This is a genomic window from Actinomadura sp. GC306 (assembly GCF_004348665.1).
GTDB lineage: Bacteria > Actinomycetota > Actinomycetes > Streptosporangiales > Streptosporangiaceae > Spirillospora.
In genome coordinates this window covers 1-6,658 of sequence record NZ_SMKM01000331.1, presented here as the reverse complement: position 1 = coordinate 6,658, position 6,658 = coordinate 1, and the positions used below count along the sequence as shown (strand labels likewise).

At 70.4% G+C, this 6,658-nt stretch carries 6 protein-coding genes; 3 read left to right on the top strand and 3 right to left on the bottom strand.

Annotated elements, in window-relative coordinates; translation table 11 throughout:
• Positions 1–544: 544 nt before the first annotated feature.
• Complete coding sequence (locus E1200_RS29735; RefSeq protein ID WP_131955402.1) at positions 545–1,036, bottom strand: SigE family RNA polymerase sigma factor; 492 nt, start codon at positions 1,034–1,036, stop codon at positions 545–547.
• 292 nt (positions 1,037–1,328) lie between these two features.
• Here E1200_RS29735 and E1200_RS29730 point away from each other — a divergent pair, with 292 nt between their 5' ends.
• Together E1200_RS29730 and E1200_RS29725 are read left to right on the top strand one after the other, a co-directional pair.
• Entirely contained in the window at positions 1,329–2,315 is a 987-nt protein-coding gene (locus E1200_RS29730) for a hypothetical protein (protein WP_243708936.1), read from the top strand.
• Entirely contained in the window at positions 2,309–3,148 is an 840-nt protein-coding gene (locus tag E1200_RS29725; RefSeq protein ID WP_131955401.1) for a MauE/DoxX family redox-associated membrane protein, read from the top strand. Before E1200_RS29730 ends, E1200_RS29725 begins: the two co-directional genes overlap by 7 nt.
• Before the next feature lie 244 nt (positions 3,149–3,392).
• Here E1200_RS29725 and E1200_RS29720 read toward each other — a convergent pair whose 3' ends face one another.
• A complete protein-coding gene (locus E1200_RS29720; RefSeq protein ID WP_131955400.1) occupies positions 3,393–4,586 on the bottom strand; it encodes an ATP-binding protein in 1,194 nt (397 codons plus the stop codon).
• Between the two features lie 354 nt (positions 4,587–4,940).
• Positions 4,941–5,951 (bottom strand): pirin family protein, encoded by a 1,011-nt coding sequence (locus tag E1200_RS29715; RefSeq protein WP_131955399.1) that lies wholly within the window; start codon positions 5,949–5,951, stop codon positions 4,941–4,943.
• A 164-nt stretch (positions 5,952–6,115) separates the two neighbouring features.
• On the opposite strand from E1200_RS29715, the gene E1200_RS29710 reads away from it, so the two are divergent.
• The coding region (locus E1200_RS29710; protein WP_131955398.1) for a MarR family transcriptional regulator at positions 6,116–6,658 on the top strand (543 nt) is incomplete at its 3' end.

The window sequence follows — 6,658 nt, the reverse complement described above, 5'->3', positions numbered from 1 at the left end:
GTGCCACCCCCACCCTCGAACCACGGCAAGCCCCACACAAGACCGAAAGTAACCCCAGAACGCCCCCAAAACCAGACACACCCCCACACCCGTGAGCAAAGCAAGAAGCCCGCTCGCCATCGGCCCCCAAGCGGTGCGCCGACCGCACCGCACAGCACCGCCCGGATCAGCATCATCAGCGCCGAACACCGGGCCGCTGTCCCAGGGCACGGAGACCCCAGCCACCGCACCAACCCCACAACAACCCCAACGCCTGCGATCGCGTCCGAAGGCAGGTTCCGAGCCTGCGAGGAACCTGATCGCGCAGCGAGCCCCCAGGGCGAGTTCGGAGCGATGCAGCGATCGCGCGCAGTGCCCGCCGAAGGGAAGGCGCCCCAGCGCCTGACCGCCAAGGGCAATGCAAATAAGCACAGCGAGGAACCTGATCGCGCAGCGAGCCCCCAGGGCGAGTCGGAGCGATGCAGCGATCGCGCGCAGTGCCCGTTGAAGGGAAGGCGCCCCAGCGCCTGACCGCCAAGGGCACTGCAAATAAGAACAGCACTCCTTAGTACCACTCGTTTTCGGTGCGGAGTTTTGTCATGGCTCGGGAGACTGTGCTTTTCACTGTGCCTACGCTTACGCCTAGGTAGTCGGCTATCTCCTGTTCGGACATGTCCTCGTAGTAGCGGAGCATGACGGTGATGCGTTGGCGTTCGGGGAGGCGGCGGAGGGCGCGGCTCAGGGTGTCGCGCATTTCGGAGCGGTGGGCGTGGTCGTCGGTGCTGGGGCGGTCGGGGAGGTGGTCGGTCGGGTAGACGTCCAGTTTGCGGCGCCGCCACCAGGAGATCTGGGTGTTGACCATGGCGCGGCGGACGTAGCCGTCGACGGCGGCGCGGTCCTGGATGCGGTCCCAGGCCAGGTAGGTCTTGGTCAGGGCGGCTTGGAGGAGGTCTTCGGCGTCGGCGCGGTCGCTCGTCAGCTGGGTCGCGGCCCGCAGCAGCACGGCGCCGCGTTCCGCGACGTACGAGCGGAACTCCTCATGGCGCGTCCCGTTCAATTCACCACCGGACCAGGGGTTGCGGAGCCGCCTCCGGCCGGCCTTTTCCGGGTCCCGGCCGAACGCGCTCCCGGTATGGCTGACGATCGCATGTAGATCGTAATTACGGTCTCACATTAAAGGTATGTCCGGGCCAACCGGAGCATAATCTTCACCCCAGGTAGATCAAAGATTGTCCTCTCACTGACTTATCGCAACAAATCCGTCGACAAGCACTGTCACCGCACGTGACTCTTGACGCACCGTCTCACCGGCGGTGACCCGCAGTAATGATCTACGTCGGAGCCACGCGATGCCGTCAGCCCACCCCCGAGGGGCGAGTCGCCGCCGCCGGCGCGCGGCCGTCTTCCCGGCGTCCGCGCGTGCGCCGGAGCGCGCGGCGCCCCCGCTGACCGTGATCACGGGCACCGTCCTGGACGCGAGCCCCCATCTGCTGATCCTGGCCGCGGCGACAGTCCACCGGCCGGATTCAGGGACGGGCGGGCTCGACTCGGGAGAAGTCGAGATCCGGCTGGCGATGGGGGACGGGACGACGGTCTGGCACGGCGGGCGCGGGGGCCTCGCCGCGCTGCGGCCGGGGCGGTCGGTGGTGATCCGGCCGGCGGACGACGGGCTCGGCGCCGGCCGGATCTGGGTCGACATCACCCGGGTCGCCGGCACGATCGTCGCGTACCGGGGGGACACCGTGGAGGTGGACATGGGTCCCCACCGGGGGCGGACGCATGTGGTGATCCCCCCGCAGGCGTTCGAACGGGTGCTCGTGCGGCATCCGCGGCTGGAGCCCGGCTACCTGATCGACGTGATCTGCGTGCGGTCTCCGGACGGCCCGTGGGCGGTGGCCCCGGGCACGTCGCAGCCCGGGTACCGGCCCGATGATCTCGCCGCACCGGATGTCGCCGCGCCCGTGCCGGACGTGCTGCGCGGGACGGCGACCTGGTTCGGGGGCGGTGGGACGCCGGACGGGGCGGCCTACCCGGCGGTCGATTCCGAGGGAGACGCCGGGGGGTGCGCGGACGCCCCGTCCGGCTGCGTCCCGTTCCCGTACCTGTCGCTCGGCAGCGAGATCGGTGTCCGGAACGAGTGCGGGGGACGCGCCGCCCGGGTGCCGGTGGTCGAGTGCGGTTGCCTGGCGGCCCGGTTCTGCGACCGCTGCGTGGAGTGCGAGACGTCCCCGCGGGGGCGGATCGTCGAGCTGACGCCCGCGGTGTTCGCGGGGCTGGGGGGAGAGCTCGACGCGGGTTGCTTCAACGTCGCGGTCCGGCCGGGTGCGCCATGGTGACGGCCTTCCAGAACACGCAGGTGCTGCTGCTGGCGGGGGTGCTGCTGGCCGCGTGCCTGGCGAAGCTGGCGGTGCGGGAGCAGCCGGTGGAGGCGCCCGACCATGTGCACGGCGTCCCGGTGCCGGCGGCGCTCGCGCGGATGTCGGCGCTGCGCGGCAGCCGCCGGATGACCGTCGGGGTCGGGATCGGCGAGGGGCTGCTCGGGCTGGCGCTGCTGGTGACGTCGCACTTCTCGGTGCGGGTCGCGACGACGGTGGCGTTCGCCGCGGCGACCTGGGTGGTCAGCGAGCTGCGGGTCGGCCGTCCCGATGCCGGGTGCGGGTGCTTCGGCGGGCTGAGCGGGCGGCGGGTCGGGCGGCGGAGCGTGCTGCGGGCGGTGCTGTTCACCTGCGCCGCCATCGCCTCGCTGGGCGCGCCGCACGCCGGGCTGGACGTGCTGCGGGACGTCGAGGTCGTCGTCGGGCTCGTGCTCGCGATGGAGCTGGCGCTGTTCGCGATGCTGTCGCCGGAGCTGTCGGCGCTGCTCGGCCGGCGCGGGCTGCCGCCCGGCCATGGGCGGCCGGCGATGCCGTGCGAGCGGCGACGGAGCCCGATCGAGGAGACGTACGCGACGCTGTACGACAGCCCGGAGTGGGCGGAGCACGAGAACGTCGTCACGAGCGCGCTGCCCTTGGACGTGTGGCGGGAGGGCTGCTGGCGCTTCGTCTCCTTCCCGGCCCGGGTCGACGGCCGGGACGCCGAGGTCGTGTTCGCCGTGTCGACCGCGGAACGCGGCAGGACCGTCCGGGCGGCGGTGGTGGCCGCGGAGCAGAGCCTCTCTGCCGCTCTCTAGCCGATTCTTGGACACGTCCAATAGCCGCGTATAGACGGGTACGCGGGCACGGCTCTGCCACTCTCTAGTCGTCCATTCGGATGGATCTAGAAAGGCATATAGATCTCCATGGGCATGCGAGAAGAATCTACGGCTCTCTACGGTTCTTGCTAGAGAGTCGAATATTGTGCGGACGAGGCGGCTCGATGCGGCTTTCTACCGCTCTCTAGCGGTCGCGCTAGAGAGCTCGATAGGTCGGTAGCGGTCAGGCGGGCTGGGAGCGGAGGAACTTGCCGAAGTGCGGGACGGTGAACGCGACCATGCCGCGTTCGGCGCTGTAGATGAGGCCCTTCTTGATCAGGCCGTCGCGGGCGGGTGACAGGCTCGACGGCTTGCGGCCGAGTTCGTCCGCGACCGATGCGGTGGGCACCGGGTCGTCGCCGAGCATGGCCATCGCGCGCATGTAGTCGCGCTCGGCCGGGGTGGCGCGCTCGTAGCGGCTGCCGAAGAAGCCGACCGCGAGCTCGGTCTCCGCCTCCGGGGCGGCGACCTTGATGTCGTCGGCGGTGATCGGGGTGTCGGGTGCGACGTCCCAGACGACCTTGGCGTACGCCTGGACGAAGTAGGGGTACCCGTCGGCCGCGCCGTACAGCGCGTCGAGGGCCTCCTCGGTGAAGGTGACCTCCTCCCGTTCGGCCGGGGCGAGCAGCGCGTGGTCGGCCGACTCGCGGTCGAGCCGGTCGATGCGGGCGTAGCGGAACAGGCGCTCGGAGTACGACTTGCTGGCCGACAGGACGGCCGGCAGGTGCGGCAGCCCGGCGCCCACCACGATCAGCGGGCCGCCGACCTGCGACAGCTCGTGGCAAGCGGCGCACAGTGCGGATACGTCGTCGGCGGGGATGTCCTGCATCTCGTCGACGAAGAGGGCGATCCCGACGCCGACGTCCGTGGCGACGGACGCCGCGTCCACGAACAGCTCGGTCAGGTCGATCTCCAGGTCGCCGGAGTCGGCGCGGCCGCGAGAGGCGGGGACGTCGATGCCCGGCTGCCAGCGGTGCGCGCGGGCCCGGTCCTTGCCGGACGGCTCCGGCCCCGCCTGCGCGAACGCCTTGAGCACGCCGAGGAACTCCTCGATACGGTCGGGCGCGCGGTGCCGGGGCGCCAGCTCGCGCACCGCCCGGTGCAGCGCCGAGGCGACGGGACGGCGGATCGACTGGTCGGGCCGGGCCTCGATCTTGCCCGTCCCCCACAGCCGCTGGATCGCCATCGACCGGAACGCGTTGAGCAGCACGGTCTTGCCCACCCCGCGCAGCCCGGTGACGATCATGCTGCGCTCGGGGCGGCCGCGGGCCACCCGCTCGATCACGACCTCGAACTGCCTCAGCTCGCGGTCGCGGCCGGCCAGTTCCGGGGGCCGCTGCCCGGCACCGGGGGCGTAGGGATTGCGCACGGGGTCCACGCTCTCGGACTCTATGAGGCGATATAGCTGCGGCCGTAGATTTGCGTAGAAACCGCTACGGCGTGTCGCGCGCCCCCGCGGCGTCCTGCAGCGTGCGGCGCCGTCCGGCGCCCTCGTGACGACCGTCGCCACCCCGTCACCTCCCCGGCCGAGCACGTCCAGCAGATCGAACTTCTGTTCGACCATTCGAACACAGTAGCGCATGGGAGAGCCGGGTCACACCCGAACCCCCGAATCCGCGAGCGCACCTCCCACCGTTCACCGCGCCGACGAACCGTTGACTTGCGGCGTGTTGTTGTTATGACGAGCCGGATAACAACAACACGCCGCAAGTCAACGAGCTCGGGGGGGGCGCTAGGCGAGTGGTTCGTCCTGGTCGGAGCGGTGCGGGACTTTTTCGGCGGGGACGGTGCCCATCCGGCCGGCCTGGAAGTCCTCGAACGCCTGGACGATCTCCTCGCGGGTGTTCATCACGAACGGGCCGTACCGCGCGATCGGCTCACGGATCGGCAGGCCGCCCAGGACGAGGATCTCCCAGCCGTTCGCGCTGGCGACCGGCTGAGCGTCCGCGGCACGGACGACGATCCCGTCCCCCGTCCCCTTGTCATGCGAGCCTCCGAAGACCGCGAGCTGCCCCTCGTCCAGCGCGATCTCTTCGACGCCGGCCGTGCCGCGTCCGGACAGGACGTAGACCAGGGCGTTGAACTCGCGCGGCCAGGGCAGGGCGAGACGCGCACCGGGCGCCACCGTCGCGTGCAGGTAGTTGATGGGCGTGTAGGTCACGCCTGGCCCGTCATGCCCGGCGAGCGATCCGGCGATGACACGAACCAGGGACGACCCGTCATCGGCGGCCAGCAGCTTGACGTCCCGGGCCTCGATGTCCTGATAGCGGGGCGGCACCCACTTCTGCGCGCGCGGGAGGTTGACCCAGAGCTGGATGCCATGGAACAGACCGCCCTTGGCCACCAGCTCGGGCGGCGGCTGCTCGATGTGCTGGATCCCAGAAGCGGCCGTCATCCACTGCGTGGCGCCGTCCGCGATGAGGCCGCCGCCACCGGTGGTGTCCTGGTGCTGGAACGCGCCGTCGATGATGTAGGTGACGGTCTCGAACCCGCGGTGCGGGTGCCACGGAGTACCTTTCGCCTCGCCCGGGGCGTACTCGACGGCGCCCATGTGGTCGAGGAGGAGGAACGGGTCGGCCAGGGCGAGGTCCATGCCGGGGAAGGGGCGCCTGACCTGGAAGCCCTCTCCCTCCACGTGGCGCTGCGCGGTCACCACCTTCGCGACCCGGCGCCAGCCGGTCTCGGAGTCGGACAGCAGCGGCAGGCGGGGCAGGGTCAGCGGGTCGGCCATCACGGCGGGCATCGGGGTCTCCCCTCGGTCGGGTGCCCGTCCACCACGGGCGGTGCACTGCTCGGGCAACATAGTTGATGATTCAACTATTCCCGCGGGCGGGTGCCGCGGGTCCTGCTACTTTTAAGGTAGTCGGCAGTAGTTGAACCTTCAACATATGTCGTATACTGATCGGCATGAGCGAACCACGCTGGCTCGATGCCGCCCAGCAACGTGACTGGCGCGCATACGTGGACGGCAGCGTCCGGCTCACCGAGGTCATGGACCGGGACCTGAAGGCCAAGCACGGCCTGTCCGTCTCGGAGTACGAGATCCTCGTCCGGCTGTCCGAGGCGCCCGAACGGCGGCTGCGCATGGCGGAACTGGCCGAGAACGCCAGCCAGTCGCGCAGCCGGCTGTCGCACACCTGCTCCCGCCTGGAGTCCAAGGGCCTGGTGCAGCGCGACAACTGCCCCAACGACAAGCGCGGCGTCTTCGCCATGCTGACCGACGAGGGCTACGCCGCGCTCGAACGCGCCGCCCGCGACCACGTCGAGACGGTCCGGACGTTCTTCGTCGACGTCATCCAGCCCGAGGACCTCGAAGCGATCGGACGCGCCTTCTCCCTCGTCCTCAAGCGCGTCGGCCCCGACTCCGGTGGCGCGCACCTGGAGGAACCCGCCCATCGACACCGTTCCGGCGAACACCTGGTCGCCGGTGGTCTTCTCCACCGGGATCGA

Excerpts from the sequence above, each read along its gene's own strand:
- E1200_RS29730 (WP_243708936.1), top strand. The coding sequence starts at position 1,329 with ATGCCGTCAGCCCACCCCCGAGGGGCGAGTCGCCGCCGCCGGCGCGCG.
- E1200_RS29725 (WP_131955401.1), top strand. The coding sequence starts at position 2,309 with ATGGTGACGGCCTTCCAGAACACGCAGGTGCTGCTGCTGGCGGGGGTG.
- E1200_RS29715 (WP_131955399.1), bottom strand. The coding sequence starts at position 5,951 with ATGCCCGCCGTGATGGCCGACCCGCTGACCCTGCCCCGCCTGCCGCTG.